Origin of the sequence: Nonomuraea sp. KM88 (assembly GCF_052245635.1) — a bacterium.
Lineage (GTDB): Bacteria > Actinomycetota > Actinomycetes > Streptosporangiales > Streptosporangiaceae > Nonomuraea.
In genome coordinates, this window is sequence record NZ_JBQQCC010000001.1 from 520,869 (window position 1) to 546,890 (window position 26,022).

24 protein-coding genes, 1 tRNA gene and 1 pseudogene are annotated in these 26,022 nt (G+C 71.7%); 12 read left to right on the plus strand and 14 right to left on the minus strand.

Annotated elements, in window-relative coordinates:
* Window positions 1-20: 20 nt before the first annotated feature.
* Window positions 21-1,184 (minus strand): hypothetical protein, encoded by a 1,164-nt coding sequence (locus tag ACTWPV_RS02460; RefSeq protein WP_443150404.1) that lies wholly within the window; start codon window positions 1,182-1,184, stop codon window positions 21-23.
* Between the two features lie 180 nt (window positions 1,185-1,364).
* Here ACTWPV_RS02460 and ACTWPV_RS02465 point away from each other — a divergent pair, with 180 nt between their 5' ends.
* The 3 genes from ACTWPV_RS02465 to ACTWPV_RS02475 are packed head-to-tail and all read left to right on the plus strand — an operon-like array spanning window position 1,365 to window position 3,325.
* Complete coding sequence (locus ACTWPV_RS02465) at window positions 1,365-1,523, plus strand: hypothetical protein (protein ID WP_347620031.1); 159 nt, start codon at window positions 1,365-1,367, stop codon at window positions 1,521-1,523.
* A gap of 57 nt (window positions 1,524-1,580) precedes the next feature.
* Window positions 1,581-2,855, plus strand: a complete 1,275-nt coding sequence (locus ACTWPV_RS02470; protein WP_443150405.1) for an amylo-alpha-1,6-glucosidase — start codon at window positions 1,581-1,583, stop codon at window positions 2,853-2,855.
* On the plus strand, window positions 2,852-3,325 hold the full coding sequence (locus ACTWPV_RS02475) for a hypothetical protein (protein WP_443150406.1): 474 nt from the start codon (window positions 2,852-2,854) through the stop codon (window positions 3,323-3,325). The genes ACTWPV_RS02470 and ACTWPV_RS02475 overlap by 4 nt, the downstream gene beginning before the upstream one ends.
* Window positions 3,326-3,352: 27 nt before the next feature.
* Here ACTWPV_RS02475 and ACTWPV_RS02480 read toward each other — a convergent pair whose 3' ends face one another.
* On the minus strand, window positions 3,353-3,667 hold the full coding sequence (locus tag ACTWPV_RS02480) for a YtxH domain-containing protein (protein WP_347641854.1): 315 nt from the start codon (window positions 3,665-3,667) through the stop codon (window positions 3,353-3,355).
* 126 nt (window positions 3,668-3,793) lie between these two features.
* Here ACTWPV_RS02480 and ACTWPV_RS02485 point away from each other — a divergent pair.
* Window positions 3,794-3,865, plus strand: a tRNA-Asn gene (locus ACTWPV_RS02485).
* A gap of 91 nt (window positions 3,866-3,956) precedes the next feature.
* Here the strand turns inward: ACTWPV_RS02485 and ACTWPV_RS02490 are convergent.
* A complete protein-coding gene (locus tag ACTWPV_RS02490) occupies window positions 3,957-4,214 on the minus strand; it encodes a tyrosine-type recombinase/integrase (protein ID WP_443150407.1) in 258 nt (85 codons plus the stop codon).
* An 870-nt stretch (window positions 4,215-5,084) separates the two neighbouring features.
* Between ACTWPV_RS02490 and ACTWPV_RS02495 the strand changes: the two are divergent.
* Window positions 5,085-6,504 (plus strand): annotated as a pseudogene (locus ACTWPV_RS02495) (IS1380 family transposase).
* A 303-nt stretch (window positions 6,505-6,807) separates the two neighbouring features.
* On the opposite strand, the gene ACTWPV_RS02500 reads toward ACTWPV_RS02495, so the two are convergent.
* The 4 genes from ACTWPV_RS02500 to ACTWPV_RS02515 form a co-directional block, all read right to left on the minus strand.
* Entirely contained in the window at window positions 6,808-7,305 is a 498-nt protein-coding gene (locus tag ACTWPV_RS02500; RefSeq protein WP_443150408.1) for a hypothetical protein, read from the minus strand.
* A gap of 461 nt (window positions 7,306-7,766) precedes the next feature.
* Window positions 7,767-8,117, minus strand: a complete 351-nt coding sequence (locus ACTWPV_RS02505; RefSeq protein WP_443150409.1) for a toxin-antitoxin system YwqK family antitoxin — start codon at window positions 8,115-8,117, stop codon at window positions 7,767-7,769.
* Entirely contained in the window at window positions 8,114-9,385 is a 1,272-nt protein-coding gene (locus ACTWPV_RS02510) for a hypothetical protein (protein WP_443150410.1), read from the minus strand. The genes ACTWPV_RS02505 and ACTWPV_RS02510 overlap by 4 nt, the downstream gene beginning before the upstream one ends.
* A complete protein-coding gene (locus tag ACTWPV_RS02515) occupies window positions 9,382-9,693 on the minus strand; it encodes a hypothetical protein (RefSeq protein WP_443150411.1) in 312 nt (103 codons plus the stop codon). The genes ACTWPV_RS02510 and ACTWPV_RS02515 overlap by 4 nt, the downstream gene beginning before the upstream one ends.
* Before the next feature lie 434 nt (window positions 9,694-10,127).
* On the opposite strand from ACTWPV_RS02515, the gene ACTWPV_RS02520 reads away from it, so the two are divergent.
* Window positions 10,128-11,267 (plus strand): nitric oxide synthase oxygenase, encoded by a 1,140-nt coding sequence (locus tag ACTWPV_RS02520; protein ID WP_347641859.1) that lies wholly within the window; start codon window positions 10,128-10,130, stop codon window positions 11,265-11,267.
* A gap of 39 nt (window positions 11,268-11,306) precedes the next feature.
* Window positions 11,307-12,080, plus strand: coding sequence for an enoyl-CoA hydratase-related protein (locus ACTWPV_RS02525; protein WP_443150412.1), 774 nt, complete (start codon window positions 11,307-11,309; stop codon window positions 12,078-12,080).
* 87 nt (window positions 12,081-12,167) lie between these two features.
* Here the strand turns inward: ACTWPV_RS02525 and galK are convergent, their stop codons facing one another.
* A complete protein-coding gene (gene galK, locus ACTWPV_RS02530) occupies window positions 12,168-13,277 on the minus strand; it encodes a galactokinase (RefSeq protein ID WP_443150413.1) in 1,110 nt (369 codons plus the stop codon).
* Window positions 13,278-13,320: 43 nt separating this feature from the next.
* Between galK and ACTWPV_RS02535 the strand changes: the two genes are divergently transcribed.
* Complete coding sequence (locus tag ACTWPV_RS02535; RefSeq protein ID WP_443150414.1) at window positions 13,321-14,169, plus strand: 1-aminocyclopropane-1-carboxylate deaminase/D-cysteine desulfhydrase; 849 nt, start codon at window positions 13,321-13,323, stop codon at window positions 14,167-14,169.
* On the opposite strand, the gene ACTWPV_RS02540 is transcribed toward ACTWPV_RS02535, so the two are convergent.
* The 3 genes from ACTWPV_RS02540 to ACTWPV_RS02550 all read right to left on the minus strand — a co-directional run bounded on the left by ACTWPV_RS02540 (window position 14,094) and on the right by ACTWPV_RS02550 (window position 15,827).
* A complete protein-coding gene (locus tag ACTWPV_RS02540) occupies window positions 14,094-14,765 on the minus strand; it encodes a DUF6766 family protein (RefSeq protein ID WP_443150415.1) in 672 nt (223 codons plus the stop codon). The two genes, ACTWPV_RS02535 and ACTWPV_RS02540, sit on opposite strands and share 76 nt — an antisense overlap.
* Window positions 14,766-14,844: 79 nt before the next feature.
* Window positions 14,845-15,228 carry a hypothetical protein gene (locus ACTWPV_RS02545; RefSeq protein WP_443150416.1) on the minus strand — a complete coding sequence of 128 codons (384 nt, stop codon included), beginning with the start codon at window positions 15,226-15,228 and terminating at the stop codon, window positions 14,845-14,847.
* Between the two features lie 53 nt (window positions 15,229-15,281).
* Window positions 15,282-15,827 carry a hypothetical protein gene (locus ACTWPV_RS02550; protein ID WP_443150417.1) on the minus strand — a complete coding sequence of 182 codons (546 nt, stop codon included), beginning with the start codon at window positions 15,825-15,827 and terminating at the stop codon, window positions 15,282-15,284.
* A 122-nt stretch (window positions 15,828-15,949) separates the two neighbouring features.
* On the opposite strand from ACTWPV_RS02550, the gene ACTWPV_RS02555 reads away from it, so the two are divergent.
* From ACTWPV_RS02555 to ACTWPV_RS02570, 4 genes are all read left to right on the plus strand, one after another.
* On the plus strand, window positions 15,950-20,884 hold the full coding sequence (locus tag ACTWPV_RS02555) for a tetratricopeptide repeat protein (RefSeq protein ID WP_443150418.1): 4,935 nt from the start codon (window positions 15,950-15,952) through the stop codon (window positions 20,882-20,884).
* 71 nt (window positions 20,885-20,955) lie between these two features.
* Window positions 20,956-21,684 carry a TetR/AcrR family transcriptional regulator gene (locus ACTWPV_RS02560; RefSeq protein ID WP_443150419.1) on the plus strand — a complete coding sequence of 243 codons (729 nt, stop codon included), beginning with the start codon at window positions 20,956-20,958 and terminating at the stop codon, window positions 21,682-21,684.
* The gene (locus ACTWPV_RS02565) at window positions 21,681-24,212 is read left to right on the plus strand and encodes a PEP/pyruvate-binding domain-containing protein (RefSeq protein ID WP_443150420.1); all 2,532 of its coding nucleotides are present in this window, start codon (window positions 21,681-21,683) and stop codon (window positions 24,210-24,212) included. The genes ACTWPV_RS02560 and ACTWPV_RS02565 overlap by 4 nt, the downstream gene beginning before the upstream one ends.
* A 14-nt stretch (window positions 24,213-24,226) precedes the next feature.
* Window positions 24,227-24,370: a hypothetical protein gene (locus ACTWPV_RS02570; RefSeq protein WP_347641869.1), complete on the plus strand. Its 144-nt coding sequence runs from the start codon at window positions 24,227-24,229 to the stop codon at window positions 24,368-24,370.
* 63 nt (window positions 24,371-24,433) lie between these two features.
* On the opposite strand, the gene ACTWPV_RS02575 is transcribed toward ACTWPV_RS02570, so the two are convergent.
* From ACTWPV_RS02575 to ACTWPV_RS02585, 3 genes are read right to left on the minus strand one after another with little or no spacing between them, the layout of a single operon-like run.
* On the minus strand, window positions 24,434-25,150 hold the full coding sequence (locus tag ACTWPV_RS02575; RefSeq protein ID WP_443150421.1) for an FAD-dependent monooxygenase: 717 nt from the start codon (window positions 25,148-25,150) through the stop codon (window positions 24,434-24,436).
* A 35-nt stretch (window positions 25,151-25,185) separates the two neighbouring features.
* The gene (locus ACTWPV_RS02580) at window positions 25,186-25,305 is read right to left on the minus strand and encodes an FAD-dependent oxidoreductase (protein WP_443150422.1); all 120 of its coding nucleotides are present in this window, start codon (window positions 25,303-25,305) and stop codon (window positions 25,186-25,188) included.
* On the minus strand, window positions 25,302-25,889 hold the full coding sequence (locus ACTWPV_RS02585) for a TetR/AcrR family transcriptional regulator (RefSeq protein ID WP_443150423.1): 588 nt from the start codon (window positions 25,887-25,889) through the stop codon (window positions 25,302-25,304). Before ACTWPV_RS02585 ends, ACTWPV_RS02580 begins: the two co-directional genes overlap by 4 nt.
* Window positions 25,890-26,022 lie beyond the last annotated feature (133 nt).

Here is a 26,022-nt window from a genome sequence, read left to right on the forward strand (position 1 = left end):
GGGCTGCGCGCAGCGGGTCATCATTTGCCTCCGTGGATCGCGCGCTGGTAGTTCTCGACGGCCGCAGCCGCCTTCGTCAGGTCGCAGGGGGCGTTCCACAACAATCTGTGGGCGCGCGCGAACGACTCGAACACCGCCTGGTCCTCCGCCAGGCCCTTGCGGGCGGCCATCGCCTCGCAGGCGCCGAGGCGCCCGCGCAACTCGTCGCGCCTGCTGATCAGGCCGTAGAGCGCCTTCGCCGTGGTCCGCGCCTGCTCGGCGGCCTCACGGGTGTCGTCTTCGAGACGGGCGAGGCGCTTGGCCCTCACCACCCAGGGGTCGGCCGAGACGTCGAGCGCGTCGAGCTCGCCGGCCAGCGCGCCGACGCGGCTGCGCGGCTGGGCCTGCGGCGGCAGGGCGATCTTGACGACGACCGCGCCGTGGGCCAGCCGGGCCTCGCTCTCGGCCGCGCGTACCAGGTCGAGGGCGGCCACCAGGTTCTCGCGCCGCGCGGCGAACTCCCGTTTCACGGTGATCGCCAGGTCGAGCTCCGCGCGGGAGGAGGCGAGCAGGCGCGCCAGCCGGTCGAGGTGCGGCTCGACGGTCGCGCCGAGCGGGTCCTCCAGCACCGCGGTCCTCAACCGCGCCAGCTCGCCCGCCTCGACGGTCAGGCCGGCGCTCTCGCCCAGCTCGTTCTCGAGATCGTGGATCTCGCGCAGGTCCGCGTCGGCGCCGTCGAGCCGAGGCAGCACGCCGTTCCACACGGCGTCGACGTCGTTGAGCGCGGAGGTGACCTCGCGGAAGGCGGCGTCCATCCGGGTCACGGCCTCGTCGAGGGTGAGCCGCAGGTCCGCCTGGGGGATGAGGGAACGCTGCTCGACCGGCCTGGCGGCGGCCCGCAGCACGACGGAGGAGCCCGCGAGCAGCTCGGTGAGCGCGGCGAGCTGCTCGGCGCCGGGCCGGGCGCGCGAGGCCCTGATCTGCTCGGCGCGGCGCAGCACGGCGCGGTAGGCGTCGTTGAGCCGCCACAGGGTGGTCAGGGAGTCCTGCGTCGCCGTCCATCGTTGTTCGGTGGTCCCACGTAAGGAGGCGCCTCTGAGCACCTGGTAGGTGGTGTGGGATTCGAGATCGAGCAGGTCGCCGGAGATCCGGTCGCGTTCGTCCGCGCGGGCACGCAGCGCGTATTCCGCGGCTTCCCTGCTCATGGGCGGTCCCAGGCTCATCACGCTCCCCGTGAAGCGGGCCCCCGATGCCCCGGTGCTCCTTACCGACTCAACGCGAAGGTCGTGCCGGTTGGTTCCGGGGTGGGGGGAACCCCTGACTTGCCCCTGATTCAACCCTGTGTCGCCTGCAAACGACTTAAAAGATCTCGTACCGTTTCGAACATGGGACGTATTCTTCTGATCATCGCGGCGGTCGTCGCCGCGCTCGTGCTCCTCGGCCCCCTCGTGAGCTTCGCCCTCACGCTGCTCAAGTGGGGCCTGATCATCGGTGGCGTGGCGCTGGGCGTCATGTTCCTGGCGAAGTGGGCGAAGAGGGCCTGACGAGCGGCGGGTTCCCGCGCAGTAGCTTCCCGCGGGATCCCCAGGCATAGTTGGGTGATGGAGGCGCGGCCGGCGGTCGACGACGCCGCGCTCGGGCGCGAGGCAATGGCCGTGCTCGAGGCGAACTGGACAGGCACGGGCACCGTGCCCGCGCCTGGCCTCTACCCGCACCAATGGAGCTGGGACTCCGCGTTCGTCGTCATCGGCCTGGCCAGGCACCGGCCCGACCGGGCCCGCGAAGAGCTGCTCAGCCTGCTGCGCGGGCAGTGGGCGACCGGGATGGTGCCGCACATCGTCTTCCACACGCGGGAGGCGTACTTCCCAGGACCCTCCGTCTGGCGCTCCCAGGAGCACGACGCCGCGCCGCGCGTGCTCACCTCCGGGCTCACCTCGCCGCCGCTGCAGGGACTCGCCCTGTGGTGGCTCTACCGGCACACCGGCGACGTCGCCTTCGTCAGGAAGGCGTTTCCCGCGCTGGTGGCCCAGCACGACTACCTCGCCTCGGCCCGCGACCTGGGCGGGGCCGGGCTGGCCGCGATCGTGCATCCGTGGGAGTCGGGCATGGACGACAGCCCGGCCTGGGACGACGCGCTCGCCGCCCTCCCCGTGATCAGGTACGGCTACCGCAACGTCGACATGGAGGAGCGCCACCCCGACAGCGCCCACGACCGCTACGTCTGGCTGGCCATGCGCTACCGCGACGCCGGATACAGCGCCGGTTACCTGCGCGACGAGCATCCGTTCGCGATCGAGGACCCGATGTTCAACGGGATCTGGCTGGCCTCCTGCCAGGCGCTGGCGGAGCTGGCGCCGCTGGCCCGAGCCGATCCCGCGCCCCACGCCGAGCAGGCCGAGCGCATCCGGCGGGCCATGATCGAGCGCCTCTGGGACGGCTGCTTCTACGCCAGGGACCTGCGTACCGACCGGCTGATCAAGGTGTGCACGGTGGGCGGGTTCGGGCCGCTGCTCGACCCGTGGCTGCCCGGCGAGCACGTGCGCGCCACCGTCGAGGTGCTGGAGTCGGCCAGGTTCATGGGCGCCACCGGCTACCCGGTGCCGAGTTGCGAGATCCGCGCCGCCCAGTTCGACCGCACCCGCTACTGGCGCGGCCCTTCCTGGGTGAACACCAACTGGCTGCTGCGCAGGGCCGCCGCCGTGCACTCGCTCGACCCGCTCGCCCGGCAGCTCACCCACGGCACCCTGCGCCTGGTGCGGCAGGCCGGCTTCCGCGAGTGCTTCGACCCCTTCGACGGCAGCGGGCGCGGGTGCCGGGACTTCTCCTGGAGCGCGGCGCTCACCCTGGATCTGCTCGCCGATACCGTTATGGAATGAGCATTTTCCGCCGGTTGCCCGCCGACGTGCGCAGGTCCCTGACGATGGAGCCGGGAGAGCGGGTGCTGACCTTCACCCCCTCCGAGGACGGCCACGTGGTGGCCACGAACCTCGCCCTGCACCTGGCCGACGGCACGCGCCTGCCGTACGAGGAGATCGACAGGGCGTCGTGGGACGACGAAGGGGTGCGGGTGCTCACCACCGACGGCCGATGGCACGCCGGGCGGATCGCCGAGCCGCGCATGGTGCCCGAGACGCTGCGCGAGCGCGTCAACGCGACGATCGTGGTGAACAAGCACGTCAACCTGCCGGGCAGGGGCGGCGTGCGGCTCGTGGCCCGGCGCCGGCCGGGAGGCGAGGTGCTGGGCTGGACCTTCGTCTTCGACGACGGCCTCGACCCCGAGGACCCCGGCCTGCGCGCGCAGGCCGAGCAGGCCCTGGAGGGGGTGCGGCGCAGCATGGGCGTGTGAGCCGTGGCCCCCACGCCCACGCGCCGCTCAGTAGGGGATGCCGGTCTCCTTCGCGTTCCTGCCCTCGACGCCGTCGTCCGGCCAGCCGGTGCCCGTGTCGGGTCTGTGGTTGTCGTGCAGGAACGGGATCCGCTGCTGCAGCGTGTCACCCACCCTCGTCCTGGCCATCCCGGCGAACTTCGACGCCTGCGCGCCGACCACTCCGGCGGCCTCCTGGAACCTGGGGTTGTCCGCGACACGCTGCGCCGTCCGCTTGATCTGCTCGTACCGCTCGCGTCCTGCCCGGCTGCCCAGCACGTAGCCGACCGCCAGTCCAACAGCGAATGTCATTCGATAACGCATTTCGCACCTCCGCTGCCTCCGGGCCTACCCTGCTTATGATGCGACACGCACTCCCAGAGTGCGCTAATCTAGTCGTGCGCACGGCGGAGGGGCCCGAAAGCCCCGGTGACGTGGGCAGAAGCCCGATCCCGCGTAGCTCAACGGCAGAGCAGCCGGCTGTTAACCGGCAGGTTATTGGTTCGAGTCCAATCGCGGGAGCTTCGGTAGCGTCGAAGACGCAAAGCTCAGGCCCTCATCCTTGATCAAGGACTGGGGGCTTGAGTCGTTCCGAGAGCCTACAAGGGCGCCACTATCCAGGTTGGTCGCCGTTCCCGAAGACGGCATCCATGGCCTCGGCGCCATGGACGATGACCGGCCTGATCTGGTGCCGGCAGACGGTCTGCGCGGTGCTGGGTGTCGAGTGCCCGACGAGGTCGGCGATGCGCTCCACCGAGACATCCCCGTCGCTCAGGATCGAGACGGAGGAGTGCCGGAGCTCCCGTACCTTCCGGCGGTTCCCGACGCCCGCCTTTCTGGTGATCACTCGTAGGCCGCGCAGGACGCGCATGGGGGTCGAGCATGGTCCCGTCATCGCGGGTGAAGACGAGGCCGTGGTCGCATGCCTCGCGGCCGCCAGTCGTCGAGCGTGCTGCCGGGCTCGATGTCGCTTGAGTTCCTCAACCACGAGGGCCGGCAGAGCGAGCACTCGACGTGACTTCTTGGTTTGGTGTCCCCGCCGACTCGATCGGCGCGAAGGACCGAGATGGACGGCGGGTTTCCCTTCAGATCCACGGCTTCCCAGAGGAGCTTGCGTGCTTCCTCGGGCCGGATGCCGGTGAGGAGCGAGGTGATGACGTATGAGCCGAACGTCTCCCCCTCGCATGCCTTGAGGAGCGTGACGGCCTGGTCCAGCGTGAGGGACCTGCTTGGCCGCACGCGCCGCCGACGCGACGCGGGCCAGGCACTCCACTCGGGCTCCATGCCTGACCCGCAAAACGCCGGTCGGCTGGCGCGGACGAGGACAGGGCCGCTTTCGCAGGGCGCACGGTTCTGCTCACGGGTCGAGCTGGTCAGCGCACACAGAGGCAGTCACGGGGCTGCCTTACTGCGTGCCTCCGGCGGGGGCGCTTCGGCTCCGGGATGGCGTCGCATGTCCGTGCCAGTGGAGGTGGCTGGTATGGAAGGCCATCTTGTCTGGTTCGTGTCCTATCACGAAGCGAGTGACGAACATGGGCTCCACCAGGCAAACGCCCTCTGACAAAATCGGTATGTCTGCTTCACACCAAAGAGGTCATTACCCGACGCGACGCGCGCTGAGCCTGGATCCACGGTGTGAATCTTGAGGCGAGGCTCGGGAAATAGCGCGAGGTGCCCGTTGAGCTGGGAGGATGGGAGTTCTTCACGCTTCCAGCCGCCCGTTTCAAAGGACACCTCGTAAGTGCGATTCTCTCACGCCCCCGCCCGTACGCAGGCGATCTTCGATGATGAGCATGTGATCTCCTACGGCGGGCTGGCTCCGGCGATGCGACTGGCCGAGCGGTGCGGTCTGGAGCGGCTGGTCGACGCGCACGTGAGGCTGGGCGCCGCGGACGGCGTCAACGCGGAGGCGAAGGTGGGCTCGATCGTGGCCGGGATGGCCTGCGGCGCCGACAGCATCGACGACCTGGACCTGCTGCGGCACGGCGGCATGGACAAGATCTTCGACGGTATCCGCGCCCTGTCCACACTGGGCTCGTTCCTGCGCGCGTTCACCTGGGGCAACGTCCGTCAGCTCGACAGGGTCGCGCGCGAGTTACTGGTGAGGCTGGCCGCGCACGCCCGGCTGCTGCCGGGTGCCGACGTGCTGGCCTTCCTCGACATCGACTCGATGCAGCGCCGCACCTACGGCTACGCCAAGCAGGGTTCCGGGTTCGGCCACACGAAGATCCAGGGCAAGAGCGTGCTGGTTTGCGGGCTGAATGCGCTGACCGTCACCTTGTCCACCCCGCTGGCCGCGCCCGTGGTGGCCGCCACCCGGCTGCGCGGCGGCGCCACCGGCTCCGCACGCGGTGCGAAGTCGCTGGTGGCCGAGTCCATCCCCACCGCCCGGCAAGCAGGCTGCACCGGCACCCTGATCCTGCGCGGTGACTCGGCGTTCTACAGCGCGGAGGTCGTCGCCGCCTGCCGCGCCCAGGACACCCGGTTTTCGATCACGGCCAAGCTGGACCCCAAGGTCAAAGCAGCGATCGCCGCCATCGATCCTGGCGCCTGGACACCGATCAAATACCCGCGAGCCGTCTTTGATGAGCAGGCACGGCGGCTGGGTGTCCGACGCCGAGGTCGCCGAGACCTCCTACACCGCCTTCACCAGAAAGAAAGGCAAGCGGGTGACAGCCCGGCTCATCGTGCGGAGAGTCAAGAAGCTCCAGCAGCCCGCCGTCGACGGCCAGGGCGAACTGTTTCCCGCCCACCGCTATTATCCGATCTTCACCGACAGCCCCTATACCCTGCTCCAGGCCGAGGCGCAGCACCGTGATCACGCGGTGCAGGAGCAGATCAACGCCGACCTCACCGATGGTCCGCTCGCCCATCTGCCCTCGGGTGTCTTCGCCGCCAATGCCGCGTGGCTGACCTGCGCCGCGATCACTCACAATGTCCTGCGCGCGCTGGGCTGCCTGGCCTCGGCCTTCCACGCCCGAGCGCGGGGCGCCACCCTGCGCCGCCACCTCATCAGCGTGCCCGCCCGCATCGCCCGGCACGGACGAGCCGGCCACCAAGGCCATCTCACCCTCCACCTGCCCATCCGCTGGCGCTGGCAGACGGCCTGGACGAACGCCTTCACCGCGACCCACGACCCACCCGCCACACGCCCAGACTGACCCGCCGAAACCCCTGGCCACCGCCCCCCTGACGACCACGACGGTCACCCGGCGCTGCCGCCACATCCACCCAGCCCCCGGCCTCGGAAGGACACCGGACAAGCCGCGACCCGCGCGCGGCGGTCCCTTCACGCCCGAGAACTGGGATCTGACCTGCGGGATCCACCCTCGTCGAGGAATCGGACCGGAAAACAATCACACGGAATCACGCCGTGGATTCAGGCTGAGCGTGCGTTCTGAGCAAGCAACTCCGAGTGGCGCGGCCTATGCCTACCCATGCGCCACCCTGCGAATTCGGCCTGTTCACTCGTAAGCTGTCATAATCGCCGCTGCCGCCGTCACGACGCTCATCACAATGCCGTATAGCAGAGCCGCCCTCAACGGAACAAGGTCGTCGGCCGCCAAGGTGCCGTCAGGGTCAGTTCGGCGGTATGTGACCACGATCAATAAGGGATACAGGATGGAGAACGCCACGCCGCCGGCGATCAGGGCGATAGCCCGGCCACGGCTGTCCGATTCTTCCCGGATGGCAGAGTCGACCTCGGCCCTGACCTGGGCAGCCTGCATGGCGAGGTTCGCGGCCTCGACCGTATCGGTCTTACCCAGTTGACGGCTCTTGCCTTCAAGAGCGTCCGCATAGGCGATCTTCTTCTCATACAGCCGGGCCGCTAACGGCGGAGGGTTCAACTCGAACAACGCATGCTGATCCAGCGCGAAGCCGGTGATCAAGAAGTAGACGACAGTGCCCCAGCCGAGCACCCTCAGGACAAGTTCCTGCCTGGTTTTCCGATGCTCGTCCACATACCGTCCCTCAGCGTGATCGCCCGATGCGGTCGACTCGGGTAGCTGTCCGAGCAAGATTGTTCCTGCAGCCACCCGCGCGGTCAATGGATGCCGCACGCGCCCGCGACAACAAGTCCACAAGCCTTCAGTGACCGCTGGCGACAATCCGGGCAAGGTTGAGGAGGGGCGTTTCCAGGAGCGTGATTGGCTGGGCGTCTAAAGGGGAGCCAAGTCGGGAGCCACACGCGGTGGACCAGTATGAACGGGTCTGAACTCAGTTCACTGGCCGGACCCAGCATCCGAATCAGCGTGAACTGATCGACACCGGGAGTCTGGTTCGAGTCCAATCGCGGGAGCTTCGGCAGTCACGTCAGGCCCTCTTCCTGGATCAGGACAGAGGACTTGAGTCGTCCCTGGAGGCGGCACCACCCGCGGGCCACCGGTAGCCCGCATCCAGCGCGCGAGCTCATCGCCCGGCCCTACAGGGTGTCCGGGGTCCCGTCCGGGTGCCAGACCTGGCTCGAGATGAGCTTCCCATGATCGTAGTTCTGATCCTCGGCCAGCTGTCCGTTCGGGTGCCACCGCAGATGCGAGCCGTGCCGGCGGCCGTGGTCGAGCCGCCACTCCGACTCGATGCTGCCGTCCGGGTAGAAGGCGCGCGAGATGCCGTGCGGGATGCCCAGCTCGAAGGTCTGCTCGGTCATGACCGTGCCGTCGGCGTAGAACTCGCACGCGGTGCCGCTGTAGAGCGTGCCTTGATGGCGGACCCGCTGGTCCAGGTCGTATTCCAGATCGTTCATCGTGATGCGCATGGTGTTCCCGACCGTCATATTGCCCAGGGTGGTGTGAACTCGGCCAGCGGGCTGTCGCCCAGGGAGGGATATCGGGTGAAGTAACCGGCGGAGTTCGGCGTGTCGTACAAGAAGTTCGTGCAGTTGGCGCAGCACGGTATTCGTTGCCGGGCGGCGATGCCCTGATAATGGTCGGACAGTAACCGGTTGTCGAAATAGAGTTCGCGCAGCGTCTCGGGCGTCACCGTCTCGCCGTTGCGCGTGCGATCCCAGAGGGCCCGGCTGGTCGCGGTGACCTCCGAATGCGTGCCCGGCTCGCTCCAGTGCGGAAATCCGCCCGCCGGCCAGCCCTCGTCATGCTTGAAAGGGCCGTTGGCGCGGGCCCAGCGGGCGAAGTTCTCGTAACGCTCGCGAAGGAGAGGGTGCAGGTCGTCGGGCACGTGCCGCAACATGTCGTTCAGGCCTTCGTACAACTTGCCCGTGCGCCGATCCATGAGCAGCGTGTACACCGGACCGGCCTTGGCGCGGGAGTAGGCGAGGTCGGTCGCCTGCTCGCGACGGGCCAGATATTCCGATGACCTGACCGACGTCATCTCCTCCACGAATTCCCGTGCGGGTTTGCCGTTCACGGCGGTGATGAGGCCTTCGTCGTTGCGTTCGAAACGCAGGTCCGCGGGCCTGGGCAGCGGCATGTCACGTTCGAGCGGCCCGGACGGCTGCGGGCGGTGGACGGCCTGACGTTCTCGAGCGGAGATCGCGGTCGTACGCCCGGTTCCGGCGCCAACCACCCCGGGGTTGGCGCCGCTGGGGACCCGGCTCGTTCTCGACGCGATCCTGGCGAGGAGCTTGCGGTAGATCTCTCCGAACTTGGCCAGGATGCTGCGGAACTGTCGATACAGGCGCTGGGCTCTGGCTCTGACCCAGGCGCGGACTTGGGGGACGGCCAGGGCGAGCGCCGCGGCGGCGGCCGCGTATGCCGCGATCCTGGCCTTCCCGTGCTGGACGAACCGCGCGGCGCTGTTGTGGATGCCGGCGGCGAGGCTGAAGTGGCCGGCGAGGCTGCTGGTCTGGGGCAGGGTGCCACCGGGGCCGCTGATGTGCTGGTCCGCGGCGTTCGCGGCGGGGCCCTGGTTGTGGGCGGCGCGGCGGGAGGCCAGAGCGCCGTCGCCGGCGAGCCGGGTGTGGTGGTCCGCGAAGGCCCGCAGGGTGTCGGCTCGCCAGTAGGCCGGGGAGGGGTCGGGAATGGAAGGGAGGCCCAGGATGCCGAAGTCGGCGGCGACCGCGGGGTCGTCGGTGACGGTGGTCACAGCCTGGCCTGGACGTTGGCGGTGTTGAGCTGCTCGACGGCGAGATTCCGGTCGGCCATGACGACCTGTCCGTCCCCGGCGACGCGCAGGCCGTCGCCGGCCGCGACGTGGTGGTGCAGCAGGTGTTCGGCCAGCTGGTTGAACGGCCCCTCGATCTCCTCGAAGGGCAGGCCGCTGCCGGCCCGCAGGCTGCCGCGCAGTGCGGCCGTCAGTTGCTCGTGCTGATCGGCCAGTGCCTGGAACTCTCGTCCGGAGGTGCGCCGGCCGTCGGCGTCGATGGCCAGGACATCAGGGTCCGGTGCGGTCACGTCTGCTCCACTCGCCGCGGGATGGGCGTGAGCGGCAGAGCCGGCCGGCAACAGCGCTGACCGGCCCCGCTGCCGCTGCTCCGGGACCTCGCAGGGCGTCCGGGGCGCGTCGGGGAGTCACCCATCACCTCCCACATCAGGTGGACACTGTACTACCCGCAAGATCCAGTTCGTGAAGAGCTTGCCGCCGGGCACACCTCATGTGGCCCGAGCCGCTCGCTACGGTGTTGTTTCACGCCTTGTAGCGAGATCATTACGTATTTTCAGGTTGGCCGGACAAAGCGGGGCCCGGCGGGGAAAGATGGTGCATCCGGTCCGGTGGACCGGAGCCGCGGGACATCATGCCGGGGGCGAGGAGAGGGCGCCCGCCACCAGGACGTGCCGCCGACCCGGAATCGGCGGGGCGATCCGACGACGGAGGAACAGGTTGCCGCGTGCCCACCTGGATCAAGTCATTGCGCACCTTCGACACGCCCGCCGTGCAGGCCATGAACGCCGTGCTCGCGCGAACCGCCGACCTGCGCGCGGCGGAGCGTTTCCTCAGGCTCTTCCATGCTGAGAACCCCGCCGCGGGCGGACTCAACGCACGGCTGCGGGACGTCACCAGGGAGGTGGCCCGCACCGGGACCTACACGCACACGTACGAGGAGCTCGAGTTCGGCGCCCGGGTGGCCTGGCGCAACAGCAACCGGTGCATCGGCCGCCTCTACTGGCGGTCCTTGCGGGTACGCGACCGCAGGCAGGTGACCACGGCCGAGGGGGTGGCCCTCGAATGCGTCGCCCACCTGCGCGAGGCGACCGGCAACGGCAAGATCAGGCCCACGATCACCGTGCTGCCCCCCGACACCCCGGCGATGCGCGGGCCGCGCGTGCTCAACGACCAGCTCATCCGGTACGCCGGATACCGCACGCCCGGCGGCGTCGTCGGCGATCCGCGCAACGCCGGCCTGACCGAGCGGGCCCAGGCCATGGGGTGGCGTGGCGGCTCCGGCCGGTTCGACGTGCTCCCGCTGATCGTCCAGCCGGGCCTGGGCGAGGCGCTGCTGTGCCACCTGCCCGGGGACGCCGTTCTGGAGGTGCCGCTGACGCACCCCGAATATCCGTGGTTCGCCGACCTCGGCCTGCGCTGGCACGCCGTTCCGGCTATTTCGGATATGTGCCTGGAGATCGGCGGCATCTGCTACCCGTGCGCGCCCTTCAACGGCTGGTACATGGGCACCGAGATCGGCGCCCGAAACCTGGCCGACGAGGACAGGTACGACCTGCTCGGGATGACCGCCGAGCGACTCGGCCTGGACACCTCCACCGAGCGGACGCTGTGGCGCGACCACGCGCTGGTGGAGCTGAACGTGGCGGTGCTGCACTCGTTCGAGCGGGCCGGAGTCACGATGACCGACCACCACACGGAGTCGCGCCGCTTCCTGACGCACCTGTCGAAGGAGGAGAAGGCGGGGCGCGCCTGCCCGGCCGACTGGTCGTGGATCGTGCCACCGCTCTCGGGCGCCGCCACCCCCGTCTTCCACCGCTACTACGACACCCGTGTCCTCACCCCGGCCTTCGTCCACCACCGCTAGCCTTGCCACCCGGGGCTAGAACATGGTTCGGTTGGGGTCATGGCGGAACTCGTGCTCTCAACGGTCGACCAAGGCGTGCTCACCCTGACCTTCAACCGTCCCGACACCCTCAACGCGTGGACGGACGCCATGGGGCGGCGCTACTTCGACCTGCTGGCGGAGGCGGAGAAGGACCCCGCGGTCCGGGCCGTCGTGGTCACCGGCGCGGGCAAGGGGTTCTGCTCGGGCGCCGACTTCAAGACGCTCGACGCGCTCAGGACCGGCACCTACGACGAGCGGCCCGACCCCCGGCCCCACACCTTCCCCACGACCATCGGCAAGCCGATCATCGCCGCGGTCAACGGGGCGTGCGCGGGGCTGGGCATGGTCCACGCGCTCGTCTGCGACCTCGTCATGACGGCCGAGGAGGCCAAGTGGACGACGGCCTTCGCGCGGCGCGGGCTCATCGCCGAGTACGGGCTGTCCTGGGTGCTGCCGCGCCTCGTGGGACAGCAGCGGGCCATGGACCTGCTGCTGTCGGGCCGGGTGTTCACGGGGCGGGAGGCGTACGAGCTGGGGCTGGTCAACCGGGCGGTGCCGGGGGAGGAACTGGTGGCGCGGGCACGGGCGTACGCGCTCGAGCTGGCGGCGCACAGCTCGCCCGCGTCGATGGCGGTGATCAAACGGCAGGTCTGGCACGACTGGGAGGCGACGCTGGGGGAGTCCGCGCAAACGGCCGTCCGGGAGATGCTGGCCTCCTTCGAGCGGCCGGACTTCGCGGAGGGCGTCGCCAGTTTCCTCGAACGCCGCCCGCCGGACTTCCCCGCCCTCTGACCGCCGCCACCCGGCGCGGGCAGGTCAGCGGGCGGACCGCAGGGGCAGGTCCAGCGGGCGGAACGGCACGCGCGGGTCAGCGGCCCTTCAGATGCGGTGGGCGCCGCGGGCCGGGGTGGCGGGCAGGAACCGGGGGGCCTGGAAGCCGCGCTCGGCGTACGCGGCGGCCACCGACTCCTGGACGCGGTCGAGCCGATCGACCGGCACCAGGGCGATGGCCGAGCCGCCGAAGCCCCCGCCCGTCATGCGCGCGCCCCTGGCCCCGCCCCTGACCGCCGCCTCCACGGCGACGTCCAGCTCGGGTGACGACACTTCGTACTGGTCCCTGAGCGAGAGGTGCGAGGCGTTCAGCAGCGCGCCGATCTCCGTGACCGCGCCCGCGCGCAGCAGCCCGATCAGCGCCTCCACGCGGTGGTTCTCCGTGACGACGTGCATCGTGCGCCTGCGCTCGTCACCCTGGAGGAGCTCGAGCGCCGCGGGCAGGTCGGTGACGTCGCGCAGCGCGGGGACGCCGAGCTTGCGGGCCGCCGACTCGCACTCGGCGCGGCGCTTGGCGTATTCGCCGCCCGCGTGCTCGTGGTGCACCTGGGTGTCGATGATGAGCATGGCGAGGCCGTGGGAGGCCAGGTCGAGCGGGATGGTCCTGGAGGCGAGGGAGCGGCAGTCGAGGAACAGCGCGTGCCCCTCCTCGCACAGCGCCGAGGCCGCCTGGTCCATGATGCCGCACGGCATGCCGACGAAGTCGTTCTCGGCCTTCTGCCCGAGCAGGGCGATCTCCATGGGGGTCAGGCCGAGGCCGTGCAGGTCGTTGAGCGCGGAGGCGACGGCCACCTCGAGGGCGGCGCTGGAGCTCAGCCCCGCGCCCTGGGGGACGTCGCCGTCGATCGCGATGTCCGCGCCGGAGACGCGGTCGCCGAGCATGGCGAGGACGCCCACGACGTAGCGGGTCCAGCCCGTCGACTCCTCGTGGCCGACCAGGGTGAGGGGGCCGCCGTCGGCCTGGAGTGACAGCAGGCGGATGGTCGCGTCGGCGCGCGGTGTGATCGCCGCGGTGACGCCCCACGGCACCGCGAAGGGCAGGACGAAGCCGTCGTTGTAGTCGGTGTGCTCGCCGATCAGGTTGACCCGCCCGGGCGCGTGCCAGACGGTTTCGGGGGACGCGCCGTAGGCGGCACGAAAAGCTTCAACAACGCGCATTTTCGAACACTCCTCAACATAGGCCCGACCGTAGACTAGCGCCATGGAGGAACTCCTGGACCCAGGGCTCGGCCAGGTCCGGGTGTTCCTGGCGCACGACGACAACAAACCGCGCAAGCTGAAGTACAACCTGGGGCACTCCCGGCTGCTGACGTTCGGCGGCGCCTACTCCAACCACATCAGGGCCGTCGCCGAGGCCGGCCGGCGGCACGGGATCGAGACGATCGGCGTCATCAGGGGCGAGGAGCACCGGCCGCTCAACCCGGCACTCGCGCACGCCGCCGCCTGCGGCATGACGCTCGCCTACCTCGACCGGGCCTCCTACCGGCTCAAGCACACCGACGAGGTGCAGGCCCGGCTGCGGGAGCGGTGGGGTGACGACGTGGTGATCCTGCCGGAGGGCGGGAGCAACGCCGCGGCCGTGCGCGGGTGCGCGGAGCTGCCGGGGGAGATCGCCGGCGACTACGACGTCATCTGCTGCCCGGTCGGCACCGGGGGCACCCTGGCCGGGATCTCGGCGGGGCTGCCCGAGGGGAAGCGGGCGATCGGGTTCGCGGTGCTCAAGGGGGCGGGGTTCCTCGCCGGCGAGGTGGCCAGGTTGCAGCGGGAGGCGTACGGCCGTACGTGGCCGAACTGGGAGATCAACCTGGACTACCACTTCGGCGGATACGCCAAGTCGACCCCGGCCCTAGAGCGATTCATCACGAAATATCGTGTCGAACGGATCTACGTGGCGAAAATGCTCTACGGCATCTTCGACCTCGCCCGCCAGGGCGCCTTCGAGCCCCGCACCCGCGTCGTCGCCGTGGTCACCGGTCAGCCCTCCACCCCGGTCGAGGCGTGCGGCGCCCCGACCGGCTTCGACTCGGGCGAGCCGCGCTGCCGCAGATAGATCGAGAGCACCACCATCGACAGCACGGCGAGCAGTTCCGACTGCCAGTTCTGCAGGCTCCGGTTCCAGAACTCCGGCGAGCTGACGTACGCGCTCCACGAGACCGGATCGCGCAGGTCGGTCAGCCGGTCGGCGTTGTAGGCCGCCTGCCCGGCCACCGACTGGGCCAGCCACGACAGCAGGAAGACGGCGCCCATCACCAGCCCCAGCGAGTTGCTGAACAGCCACAACCGCAGCCCTCTGGCCCGCGCCCAGGCGGGCGAGTCGGCCTCGGCGTAGCGGCCGATCCGCTGCTGCTCGTCGGACTCCGCCCCCTCCTCGCCCGGCTCCTTCGACTCGGGCGAGCCGCGCTGGACGAGCCAGACGGTCACCACGATGAACAGGAAGAACTGCAGGTACTCCGACTGCCAGTTCTCGGCCACGTCGACCGCGAAGGACGACGAGGCCACGTAGTCCGGCAGCGAGACCGGCTCCGCGCCCGCGGCCATCTGCCGGTCGTTGTAGTCGAGCAGCCCCGCCACGGCCTGCCCGCACACCGCCAGCACGAACAGGACGAGGAACGTCACGGAGAGGGCGTTGTCCCTGAACCGCCTCACAGCCGCGACCATCCGATCGCGAAGAACCACGCCAGCCCCGCGACGATGACGAGCGTGGTGAGCGCGAACATCACTCGCATCAGTCCTCCACCTCGCACTCGTAGGGAAGGTCGCGAACCGGCTGGCAGCCCGCGGCCCTCACCCGCCAGCCGTCGCTGAACCGGTGCAGGAAGACCGTGTCGCCGGTCAGGCGCACCTGGGCCTCCTCGCCCCACACGCTCACCGCGGTGGGCCGGCCGCCGGGGCCCAGCCGCACCTCGCGCAGCGCGTCGGCGCAGGTCTGGCCGGGGCCGGGCAGCTTCTCGGCCGTCCTGCGGGCGAGCATGGAGCACGCGCTCGCCTCCTGCCGCCCGGCGATCGCGGCGTGGAAACGCTCCGCGGCACGCGCGGGGGAGGCGGTGTCCACGGAGCAGCCGGCGGCGGCGAAGAGGGCCAGCGCCGGCACGGCGAACGGGAACCTCATGCGCCTCCTGCTACCCGGCCGTACGCCGGGCATGCCGGACGGCTGGGCGCCCGTCAGCCCAGCTGGTCGAGCACCGGCGCCACCAGAGCGTTGAGCTCGCGGACCAGCACCACCACCGCCCGGTGGGCGCTCTGCTCGACCTCGTCGTGCGGGCCCTCGGGCTCCGGCGGCAGGTCGTCGAGCGGCACCGGCGCCTCGACCAGCAGCGTGGCCCGCAGGAACGGGATCCTGGCGAGATCCTGCTGGGTCGGCTCGACGTACTGGCCGAAGGTCTCCTGCCAGCCCAGCCATCCCCGGTCGCGCCACCAGGCCCGCGACCGGGTCAGCTCCTCCGGCAGCGGCGAGACGACCCTGACGCGGGCGTAGAGGGTGCCGTCCCAGGTGTTGCGGTGGCAGGTCGCCTCGAGGACGCGGCGGTCCCACCGTACGTAGCCGGGGGTCAGCGACGGCGGCGTGGCCAGCCGCCAGGCCGCGCACGCGAACCTGACGGGCGCGATGTCACCCCATTCGAACTCCTCGAGGTTCTTGCGCACGTGTACGGCATAGCGCCCGTCACGGTCCCTGTCGAACTCCTGGTCGATCCAGAACGCGTTGCCCATGGGCACCACGCTACGGTGCGGCTCCACATCTCGGTGCGTCGGCTCCGAGATCCCGGAATGGCTGTGACCAAGCGTGGCGTATGTGTAGCTTTTTCACATTATTGGATGACCTTGGAGAGACGATGGCGTCAGAACAGCTCGACGCGGCCATGAAGCACTGGGAGGCGGGAGATCTCGACGAGGCCGCCGCGCTGTTCAGGCAGGTCGCGGCCACGGGTGACCCGGAGGCGTCCCACCTGCTGGCGGGGGTGCTGCAGGAGCAGGGAGACCTGGACGGCGCCGAGGCGGCGCACCGATCGGTGATCCAGTCGGGGGATCCGGTGTTCGGGCAGCGCTCGGCCATGGCCATGGGCATGATGCTGGTCAACGCCAAGGAGTGGCCGGCGGCCCACCGCGTGCTGACGATCGCCTCCGACGGCGCCGACTTCGAGGTGGCCGCGCTCGCCGAGACGGCCATGGTCCTGGTGTGCACCCAGCTGGGCGACGCCCAGGGCGCCCAGGAGGCGCTCGAACGTGCCCGCAGGTGTGACAGCCCCGCCGTGGCCGAGCTGGCCGCGCGGCTCGAACTGCCGGAGTTCGAGCAGGATCCCGCCTCGGCCCACGACCTGTACGAGGCGGCCGACGGCGAGGACGACTACCAGGCGCTGCTGACCTGCGGCGACCCCGAGGTCGTGTCGCTGTCGGCGTTCCGGCTCTACCAGCTGTACGCCGAGGCGGAGGAGTTCGACGCGGCCCGCGAGGTGTGCGAGCACGCCATCGCCGTCGGCCACCCCGACCACCTGGCCATGGCGCACAAGCTGCTCGGAGCCGTCCTGGTGGACCTCGGCGAGTACGCCGACTCCGCGGCCGCCTACCGGGTGGCCGCCGAGGACCCCAGGCCCGACATCCGGTTGCCGTCGCTGATCGAGCTGGCCAAGGTGACCGCGCAGCTCGGCGACGAGGACGAGACCAAGGCGATCTTCCACAGGGTGATCGCCAGCGGGCAGCGCGAGCACGCCGTCGAGGCCCAGGCGTGCCTGGCCCAGATGCACACCGAGGCGGGCGAGGTGCCCGAGGCGCTGGCCGCGCTGCGGGCGGTGCTGGAGGCCGGCGAGAGCGAGTGGGCCTCGGTCAGCGTCACCCTGCTCGGCATCCTGCTCGAACAGCACCCCGGCGCCCACGACGAGATCATGGAGCTGACGGCGTTCGCGGCCGGGCACGCCGACGCCGACGCCGCGTACAAGGCCGGGCTGCTGCTCGACCACGACGCCATGCAGCAGCCGCTGCCCGACCCCGTCGAGGAGCAGGCGCTCCAGGACACCGACAACGGTCTCGCCCGGCTGCGCGACGGCGACCTGGCCGAGGCCAGACGGCTGCTGCGCAGGGCCGCCGACTCGGAGGCGCCGGCGCAGTCGCTGCGGGCCATGGTGGCGCTGGCCGAGCTGGAGCTGGGCGAGGGCGACCGGGAGCAGGCCGACGAGCTGCTGGCGTACGTGGCCGAGAGCTATGACCTGCTCCAGGGGTTCAGCGCGACGTTCCTGCTGCACCTGCTGAGGGAGCCGGGCGAGGAGCCGCACCCCGTGCTCGCGGCGATGCTCGACCACCAGCGGCTGGGCAGGGAGGAGGGGCTGGCCCGCTACCGCGCGACCATGGACCACCCGGACCCCGCCGTGGCCGCGATCGGGACCGCCGTGTTCGCCCAGGTGCTGGTCTCCATCGGGTTCGACCTGTCCCGCGCGGCCGAGCTGTTCGAGCGGGCGGTGGGCTTCGGCGACCCGCTGGCGTTGTCGTACACCGCCCTGATCAGCAAGGACGTGCTGCCGGACACGGACGAGGCGGCCGCGCTGCTGCGCCGGGCCTGGTCGGACGGCCATCCCGCGCTGGCGGCCTGGGTGGCGTACGCGCTGGGCGGGCTCGTCGCCGGGGACGACCCGCTCCTGGCGCGGGCCGCGTACGAGCGGGCCACGGCGGCGGAGCACCGGGGCCTGCGCCTGGAGGCCGCCGCCGACCTGGCGGGCCTGTACGAGAAGCAGGGCGACCTGCTGGCCGCCTGCCGCCTGCACGAGCGGTTGATCGCCCAGGGGGAGGGGGAGCGCAGCGCGCTGCTGCTGGGGTACACCAGGATCAGGCTCGACGACCTCGACGCCGCCCGCGCGGCCTTCGCGCTGGGCTCCGACGAGGTCAGCAGGTTCGGGCACGCGCTGCTCGGCCAGGACTTCGAGGCCGCCGCGGCGGCGTTCCCCTCGGGAGACGCGCAGGGGATGGCCGGCGCGCTCGCGATGGAGTGCGCGCACGCCTGGCAGCGCACCCGCCAGGCCGGCGCCGCCGACCGGGCGCTCTCCCTGCTGGTCGCGGCGGGGGATCCGGACCTGCGGCAGCGGGCCGGCTGCTACCTGGGCGCCCTGCGTGGCGACTCCGGTGACAAGCGCGGCGCCGTCGACGCGTGGCGGCAGGCCGCCGCCGGCGGCGACGACCACCTGACCGCGGTGGCGCTGCACTCCGCGGGACGGACGCTGATGGAGCTCGGCGAGCACGCCGAGGCCGCCGAGGCCTTCGCCGGGGTGCCGGAGACCGGCGACGAGGGCCTGCGGGCCCCGGTGGCCCTGGGGCTCGGCGAGGCGCTGGTGGCCTGCGGGCGCGTGGACGAGGCCGGCGAGCGGCTGGCCGCGGCGCTGGGCGGGGACGCGTCGCTGCGCCTCGCCCGGTTCCTGCTCGACCACGGCGACGCGGAGGGCGCGCTCGCGGCCATGACGGCCGCGCCGCCCGAGGTGACCGGGGAGTCGGAACGGCTGCGCGGCACGCTGCTGGCCAGGACCGGCGACCTGGAGTCCGCGCGGGCGGCGTTCGAGCGGGCGGCGGCCATGGACCCGGCCTCGGAGCCGCGGACCATGCTGGAGGCGGGCCGCTGCCTCATGGCGGCCGGTGACAGCGAGTCCGCGCGCTTCGCCCTGGAGCGGGCCGCCGCACAGGAGGACGACGCGTACGCCGCCGCCGTCTCCCGCCACCTCCTCGGCCGGGCCACCCCCGAGGAGCTGCCCTGGGTGCTGGCGGCGGAGGGCGACCGGCAGGGCGCGCTGGCGGCGCTGGCGGAGCAGACCGGCTCGGAGCCGGCGGCCGGGTTGCTGCTCGCGCTTGACGCCGAGGACCTGCCCGGCGTCCGCGACCTGCTGGCCGGCACGGACCCGGCCGGCCTGCAGGAGGCCCTGCGGGAGGTCATGTCCAGCGCGCGGGGCATGGACGACGGCGTGGCGGGCCCGTTCTACGAGCTGGTGGCCGAGCTGGGCGAGCCGGCGCTCGCGGCGGAGGCCAGGATCGACCTCGGCGCCGTCCTCGCGAACGAGGGCCATCACTGCCGGGCCGAGCTGAGCTTACTGCCGGCCACCGAGCGGGCGGAAACGGCCGCGACGGCCTGGCGCGACATCGCGGTCGTACGCCGGCGCCGCGGCGACCTCGATGGAGCCGTGGAGGCGGCCAGGGCCGCGCTGCCCGCCACCGCCCTGGTCCTGGCCGACCTGCTGGGCGAGCAGGGCGACGCCGGCGGCGTGCGCGCGGCGCTGGCCGAGGGGGCGGCGGCGGGCGATCTCGAATGCCGCCGCCACCTGCTCGTCCATCTGCTCCAGGAGCAGGACCACGACGCCCTGGAGCGGGAGGCCGAGCAGGCCGTGGCCACCGGCGACCCGGAGACCGTCGCCATGGCCTACTGGACGCGTGGAGACGCCTGCAAGGCCAGGGGCGACATGGAGGCCGCGGCGCGCGCCTACGGCATGGGCGTCGACGCCGGCTTCCCCGCCACCACGTCGAGCATGCGGGTGGACCTGGCCAGGGCGCTGCGCGAGCTGGGCGACGCGGAAGGGGCGGCCCGCGAGGTCCGGCTGGCCGTCGAGTCCGGCGACCCGGACGCGATGGCCAGGGGCGGCGTGCAGCTCGGCGTCTGGCTGCACGAGGAGGGCGACGATCTCGCCGCCGCGCGGGCGTTCGAGGTGGCCGCGGGCACCGGCACCGACCTGGCCGGGACCGCCATGAACAACCTCGAAACCCTCGCCCATCAGGCCTGCGGGAGCGGCGATCACCCGCTGGCCATGCAGGTGCTCGCGCTCATGGGGGAGAGCGCCGCCGAGGCGGCCCGCGGGCTGGGCGACCGCTGCGAGGACCCGGAGGCCGTACGCGGGTACTACGAGCTGGACGGCGCCGGGCCCTTCACCGACCTGCGGGTGGCCGAGCGGCTGGCCGAGCTCGGGTGTACGGACGAGGCCCGCGCGATCTACGAGCGGTTGCACGAGCACGACAACCCCGACGTGCGCTTCGTGGCCGGCGGCAGGCTGCTCGAGCTGCTCGACGCGGAGGGTGACTCCGAGGCCCTCTACGACCTGACCGAGCGCCAGGCGGGCGACGCCGACAGCCCGGCGAGAGGCGTGTTCGCCAGCCTGCTCGGCATGCTGCAGAGCGACCAGGGCGACACCGAGCAGTCGCTGCACACGCTGCGGGAGGCGGCGGAGGGCGGAGACCTGACCGTGCTCACCGCGTTCGCCCAGGCGCTGGTCGAGGCGGGCGAGGTCGACGAGGGCCGCGAGGTCTACCGCCGGGTGGTCGACGCCGGCGACGCCGACCGGGCCGTGCGAGCCATGATCGGGATCGGGCGGACCTACCACGACGAGGACGGGACGCGGGCGCGCGAGTGGTACCGCAGGGCCGTCGACGCCGGAGACGGGCACCACGGCGCCGTGGCGGCCATGTACCTGGGCGCGCTGGCCAAGCGCGAGCGGGACTTCGGCGAGGCGCTCACCTGGTACCAGCGGGTCATCGACGCGGGCGACTCCGAGTCGGGGCTGGCCGCCGCGCATCTCGGCGAGCTCTGCTACTGGCTGGGGGACCGCGACGGGGCGCTGCGGTACTACGAGCAGACCCTGGGCCTGACCGAGCAGCCGGACCTGGTGGCCGAGGCGGCCTGCCGGCTGGGCGAGATCCGGTACGAGCGGGGCGACCTGGAGCAGGCCAGGCGGATGTTGCGCAGGGCGGTGGACACCGGCGACGCGTCGTTCGCCACCGAGGCCGAGGCGCTGCTCGCGAAGATCGGCTGACTGCGGCACGAGCTTGCGCATAATTTAATGACCGTTTAATCTCATCTAGTCAAACAAACGGGGTGAGATGCATGGTCAAGCCAGGACGACCGCCACAGGATCCGGCGCGCCAGCGCGAGCGGGCGCACCGGATCCTCGACGCCGCAACTGAGCTGGTTTTGCGGTGGGGCTACGACAAGACCACGATCGACGACGTGGCCAAGCACGCCGGCGTCGCCAAGGGCACCATCTACCTGCACTGGAAGACCCGCGACGAGCTGTTCACGGCGCTGCTGCGCCGCGAGCGGGTGCTCATGCTGGACGGCGTGCGCCGCGGCGGGCCCGCCACGCTCAGCGCGCTCTACGGCGCGTTCGCCCGCGAGCTGCTGCGCCGGCCCCTGCTCCACGCGCTGCTGGGCGACGACTCCGAGATGCTCGGCAAGCTGACCCGCCAGAAGTTGCGCGGGACGAGCGCTCCGGAACTGCTCCCGGCCTTCGACTCCTACCTGGCCGAGCTGATCAAGCGCGGCGCCGTGCGAGAGGAGCCGGGAGACCACGCGATGGTGGCCGGCGCCATCCTTTACGGGTTCCTGTGCATGCCGGAAGGCATGCAAGGGATCACCCGGCCCTCCGACGACCAGGTCGCCGACCTCGCGGCCGACACCATCGAGCGCACGATGAGCACCGGCCGCCCGCTCTCCGGAGACGATGCGGACGCCGTGGCCCGGGCCACGCTCGGCTACCTCGACGCCGTCACGGAGATCGCGCAGGCGAAGCTGGCGGCCTCGATGAACGGCAGCACCGCGGGGAGCGCGCGATGAAGGCCGTGATCCCCCTCGACGACGCCGCCGCCGACCTGGCGACCGCGGGCGGCAAGGGCGCCTCACTCGCCCGGCTGGCCAGGGCGGGGCTGCCCGTCCCCGGCGGGTTCCACGTCACGACCGACGCCTACCGCGCGTTCGTGGCGGACTTCCGCGACGAGATCCTCAGGGCGTCCTCGGCCGACCCCGCCGTGATCGCCCGCATGTTCGCCGAGCACGACATGCCCGCCGGGATCGCCGAGGAGATCCGCCACGCGTACGCGGCGCTCGGCGGCGACGTGCCCGTCGCCGTACGCTCCTCGGCCACGGCCGAGGACCTGCCCGGCATGTCGTTCGCCGGGCAGCAGGACACCTACCTCAACATCAGGGGCGACGCCCTGCTCGACGCGGTCAAGCGCTGCTGGGCCTCGCTGTGGAACCCGCGAGCCATCGCCTACCGCGACCAGAACGGCGTCCCCCACGACGACGTGGCACTGGCCGTGGTGGTGCAGGAGCTGGTCGACGCGGAGGCGGCCGGCGTCATGTTCACCGCCAACCCGGTCACCGGCGCCCGCGACGAGATCGTGATCAACGCCTCGTGGGGGCTGGGCGAGGCGGTCGTCGGCGGGCAGGTCACCCCCGACACGGTCGTGGTGTCCGGCGGGGCGGTCGTCCAGTCGCGCACCGCCGACAAGACGGTGATGACCGTCCGCACCACCACGGGCACCGAGGAGCGGCCCGTGCCCGGCGACCTGCGCGGCGCTGCCGTGCTCGACGACGCGCGGGCCGTGGAGCTGGCCGGGATCGGCGCGCGGATCCAGGCGCTCTACGGCACGCCGATGGACGTCGAGTGGGCCTCGCGCGACGGCGCGTTCGCCATCGTGCAGGCCCGCCCGATCACCGGCATCGCCCCCGAGGTCGAGGAGTGGAACGACAGCCTCAAGGGCGACTACCTGTGGACCGGCGGCAACCTGGGCGAGGCCATCCCCGACGTGATGACGCCGCTGACGTGGTCGTTCGTGCGGCTGTTCATCGCCGAGGCGATGTCCGCCTCGACCCTGCCCGGCTTCGACCTGGTCGGCAACATCGGCGGCCGCTTCTACATGAACCTGAGCGTCGTCCACTCCATCGCCACGGCTCTCGGCATGAAGAGCCGGCTCAGCGCGGTCGAGCAGGTCTTCGGCAAGGTCCCGCCCGGCCTCGACGTGCCGCTGGTGGAGGTCTCCCGGTGGGAGATCCTCAAGCGCGTGCTGCCCATGGCCGTGCGCATCCGCCGCCGCGTGCGGAAGAACCTCAAGGGCATGCACGCGTTCCTGGCCACCTCCCAGCAGCGCTGCGAGGACCTGCGGGAGAGGATCGCCGCCACCGGCTCCGCCGCCGAGCTGGCCGCCCTGTGGGACGCGGAGATCCGCGAGCACACGGTCACCGCCTGCAGCATGCTGGAGGCGGCCGGCCGCCAGGGCGGCACGACCCTGGTCTTCACCCGCGACCGCTTGCGCCGGCTGATGGGCGAGCTCGACGCGGAAGCCATGCTGACCGGGGTCAACAGCGACGGCGAGCTGGCCAGCCTGGGCCCGGTGATGGGGTTGTCCAGACTGGCCAGAGGAGAGATCACCAGAGCCGAGTTCGCCCGCACGTACGGCCACCGCGGAGCCCACGAGTTCGAGGTGTCGATTCCGCGCCCCGGCGAGGACCCCGGCTGGATCGACGCCCAGCTCGCGGGACTGGGCGACCTGCGGGACGACACGGAGGCGCTGCTCACCCGGCAGGCCAGGGCCAGGGAGGAGGCGTGGGCGCGGTTCGCCGAGCGTTATCCCCGCAAGGAGGCCGGGATGCGCGCCCGGGTCCAGCGGTGGAGCGCCGTGGTGCGCGACCGCGAGTCGACCCGTTCCGAGAACATCAGGGCCTTCTGGGTGCTGCGGGCCTTCGCCGTACGCGCGGGGGAGTTGACCGGACACGGCGACGACGTGTTCTTCCTGTACCTGGAGGAGCTGCTCGCCCTCCTGCGCGGCGACCAGGCGGCGCTGGAGCGGGTGCCCGTGCGGCGGGCCACCTACGAGCGGTACGCCGCGCTGCCGCCCTACCCGGCGCTGATCGTCGGCCACTTCGACCCGGTGCGCTGGGCCGCGGACCCCGGCCGCCGGGCCGACCTCCACGACGCGCGCGGGTCCTCCGTCACGGTGAGCGACACCGTGACCGGCTTCCCCGGCGCGCCCGGCGTGGTCGAGGGCGTCGCCCGCGTGCTCTCGGGTCCCGAGGAGAGCGAGCGGCTCAAGCCGGGCGAGATCCTGGTCACGACGCTGACGAACGTCGGCTGGACGCCGATGTTCCCGCGGGCCGCCGCCGTGGTGACCGACCTGGGGGCGCCGCTGTCGCACGCCTCGATCGTCGCCCGCGAGCTCGGCATCCCGGCCGTGGTCGGCACCGGCAACGCCACCATGCGGCTGCGCGACGGCGACCGCATCAGGGTCGACGGCGAGCGGGGCACGGTCGAGTCGCTGGAGTCACAAGACTCCGCCAAGGCGGGCGCTTCCGCGGGTGAGGTGTGATCACGTCGTTCGACATGATCGACCAACCGAACGCAGACGACGAACGCGAGCTGGAAGCGCGCTGCGCCCGCTTCAGGATCGCCAAGCAGGAACTCGACCGGGCCGGGCGGCGGCACGGCGACAGGGGCGAGGAGGACGAGGCCGGCTCCGCGGCGTGAAGGTGTCCCGAGCGCGGCGGTCGGCGTCGCGTGCGGCAGAAGCACGTCGTGCGTGAGGACGGGTCAGTCCTCACGCACGCTTTCGAGGACGTGCGAGCGGCCGCTGATCAGGCGGTGGCCGCCCGGGCTGAGCGAGTTGACGAACAGGCGACCGGCTCCCGGCAGGGCGGCCAGCCGGAGCATCAGGTCGCGTACGGCGATCCGCCACCGGTGCGACGGGGCCATCCACGCGATGAACCGCCGCCCTAAGTCCTGGACCTCGGCGATGCCCGGCGCCATGCGCTCCTGGTAGCGGCCGAGCGCGCCGGGCAGGTCGCCGCCCGCGGTGAGCTCGTCGGCCAGGACCCACGCCCCGGCCATGGCCATCGACGCCCCCTGCCCGGCGAACAGCGACACCGCCTGGCAGGCGTCGCCCACGAGCACGACCCGCCCCTCGTGCCAGCGCTCCATCTCGACCTGCGTCACCAGGTCGTAGTAGAGCTCGGGCGGGCCGGGACAGCGGGCCAGCACGTCCGGCGGGATCCAGCCGCGTTCACCGAAACCGCGGCGCAGCGCCGCCGCGGGGTCCTCCGGCAGCGCCGGGTCGGGGTCGCGGCGCAGGAACAGCAGGGACAGCCGGTCGTCGCCCAGCGCGTACGCGCCGGCCATCACACCGGGCTCGGTGAGCATCTGGTAGCGCGTGCCGATCTGCGCGCTGAGCCGCGCGTCCCGGAGGGTGAAGGCGGCCACGTGGTGACCGAGGAAACGCGGCGCCACGTCGCCGAAGGCGAGCTCGCGCACCCGTGAACGGGCGCCGTCGGCCCCCACGAGCAGGTCTAGCCGCCGTCGCGGAACGCCGCCGCGCGCTCGACCAGCTCCACCTCCCAGCCGACGCGTTCGAGGTGCCAGGCCAGCGTCACCCCGGCGATGCCGGCCCCGCAGATGAGGGCTTTCACGTCGTCTCCTCCCCGGGCGGGATGCCCAGCATGGTCCGCAGCGGCACTGCCATCGCCGCCACGTCGAGGTCCGGGTCGAGCGAACGGTGGAGGACGACGCCGTCGAGCGCCGCGGCCAGCATCGCGGCCGCGGTCGTCGCGTCGCCCTGGTAGCCCGACTCCGCCAGCCACGCCGCGACGCGGGAGCGGAACACGGCCATCTGCCCGCCCAGCCGCCCGCGCAGCTCGGGCAGCCGTGTCGAGGCCAGGAACATCTCCACGACCAGCAGGGAGGCGGGATCCGTGCCGCCGTAGCGCGACAGCTCACCCAGCAGCCAGTCGACGCCCTCGCCGATGCGGGGGCGGGCGCAGAGCTCGTCGGCGAGGCTGTCGAGCAGCCCTCCGGTGAAGGCGATCCCGGCCTCGACGAGCAGGTCGGTCACGGAGGCGAAGTGGTAGTGGACGACGCCGGGCGCCACCCCGGCCCGCTCGGCGACCAGCCGGGTGGTGACGCCGCCCCACCCCACCTCGGGCACGAGGCTGACGGCCGCGTCGAGCAGCCGCTGCCGGGTGGCTCTGCCGCGTACCGCGGAGGTTGAGGGCATCTTCCGTGCTTTCTGGACGTTTGACTTGGGCATGTGCCCAAATCATAGCGTGCGAAAAATTCGTTTGCCCGGCCGGTCGCGGCTCTGGTGTGCTGACCTCAGCCCAACGATCAGAAGGAGCACCACCATGCGA